1 protein-coding gene is annotated in these 2,201 nt (G+C 35.2%); it reads right to left on the reverse strand.

The window, feature by feature from the left end:
* Positions 1-309 precede the first annotated feature (309 nt).
* A complete protein-coding gene (locus BFP77_RS02650; protein WP_099572530.1) occupies positions 310-1,422 on the reverse strand; it encodes a hypothetical protein in 1,113 nt (370 codons plus the stop codon).
* Positions 1,423-2,201: the final 779 nt, after the last annotated feature.

Below are 2,201 nucleotides of genomic sequence, written 5' to 3' on the forward strand. Positions count from 1 at the left end.
AATATTTTGTCCTGAACCTTTTTCGGTTGAGCAAGTAGAAACTCCTCGAAATAATTTTTGTATTGTATTACTTGCCTAACTTTATCCATTTAGACAAAGGTAACTTAAAAGTTACTATTTCCAAAATTTCAGAAGTTGATTTTTCAGTTCCGAGCGTTTTTTGGGTATGTTTTACAACGGTCTTGTGTATGGCTCGTTGCGGGAAATCAGCTATGATTTTCCGCCGTAACCGAAAGATAGCAAATTGTAATGAATTCCGATTAGGAATTCAGCCGCAATGAGCTATACACGGTGTTGGGGTACGTTACTTTAAAGTCCCGAAGAACCATATCTTGAATCGTGATATTTTAATTCATATCCAACTGTTTCTTCAAATAGTGGTTTAATTGATTTAAGCATTTTTGAAGTTTCTTTAATATTAGGTCGGTATGAGCTATGGATAACGTTATTCCGTATTTTTCTCAAACCATCATAAGTCTTGAAATCAACATATGTAATTATTTCATTCAATTCCAATTGATTTAATACGATAGATATGGAATAATCACGTCCACGTAATATTTTTTTTCGATTATTACTTATTCTAAATTCCCCACCTTCAAACTCCTTGTTTTTTGAATTTAAAAAAATATCCCATTTTTTAGACATATTCTCTTCAATAAATAACCAACCAAGTAGAAATGAACCACGATAATCTTCTTCGTGAAATCTTGCCAAAATACGGGCTAAATCGGTTAGATGTAATATGCTATCATCATAGAAATTTACTTTCTTGATATAATTCTCTAATTCATTAAATATTGAAACAGGAGCAGGAGTATTATAGTTTCTTTGTTCAAGTTTTTTTTCATCAACTAACTGGCTTCGAACTAAACTAACTGCCAATTCACTTCCGAACCATAATTGTCTTATTGGTATATCATTTTCATAGGTTATTCGAACGATATCATTTCTTGTAATATCGAAATACCGAAATAAATAATAATTATTTCCTGGTACTGTATGTTGTGCACATTCAAGTAGTAAATAGAGAGTATTTAGAATTTCTAAATATGATGCCCAAGCTCCTTCATTCAAGCGCCAATTTCCATAAGCACTTCCACCATTAAATGAATCTTTAAATTCACTAATTTTTTTATTTATAGATTCAGATGACGCCAGTATTAGTCCATCTCGGCATACAATAAAATCTATATCTTGATGTGAAAAAGAATAAGCGGTTTCTTTTAATATTTTTGAATTTATTTTAGTTAAATCAACTTCTTTGTCAATCACAGCAACTTTTGGAGAAGTGTAAAATCCATAGAAATATTGAATTCTCACTCCTTTGTGTTCTTTACAACGCTCTCCATATTTCAGAACTTCATTGAGACATTTATTCCCTTCTTGATTAGTTGCAAGACAAATTGCTTTTTTCTTCATTTCTCTGTAATGTACCCCAACGGTTGGAGTATTTGTTCAGTTCGGCGTTAGCCGTATTGTATGAATACTCCTGTTGTGTGCAGTAAATATAACGCATTGCCTTGAAGCCTTCAAATGGCATATGCGCCGTATTTACGGAGTCACTTCTCTTCCACGCCGACAACGGGAACAAAAACAGCATTGCTTTTTTTGAGGGAGCCTTTCCAATGGAATATATACCCGTATATGTTACCGTTGGGTAAGGGTCAAGGTCGCGGGAACGAAAAAAAAGATGCCGGAAAACTTGATTTTCCGAAAAAAATCAACTTCCTTCAAACAAGTTTTTATACGAAACCTCGTATTTGATAGTGTAACTCTCATACGATTCATCGAAAAACTTGGCCCCCTGGAACACCAGGGTCCACCATCCTTTTTTACCTTCTCCTTAAAACCACCTTAGCAAAAGAACGATGACCTTTGTAAAGAGAAGTTATTGCACAGCAACGGTCTCGGCTATGAACAGTTGCGTGGGTTAGCACGGACTTTTGCAAATACACGACAAGCTAGAAATTCCGCAGGAATTTTCAGGATAAGCCTGTAATAGCAATTGTTTATAGCTATTGTGCCTGTTGTACAAGTTAACGAAAAAACTCGTTGCTGATCATTGCCGATCGTGGAATCGATCGTAACTTTATGTATGCAGGGAAAAAAGGATTACCAGGAAAAGCTGTTCGCGAGCTTCCAGCTCAGCGAACGTATACCCAAGAACAATTTCTACAGGCGTTTGAAGGGTGCCGTCG

Source organism: Maribacter sp. 4U21 (assembly GCF_002742365.1).
Lineage (GTDB): Bacteria > Bacteroidota > Bacteroidia > Flavobacteriales > Flavobacteriaceae > Maribacter.

What these genes read in the sequence shown, in the direction of transcription:
- BFP77_RS02650 (WP_099572530.1), bottom strand. Translation starts at nt 1,422, where the DNA reads ATGAAGAAAAAAGCAATTTGTCTTGCAACTAATCAAGAAGGGAATAAA.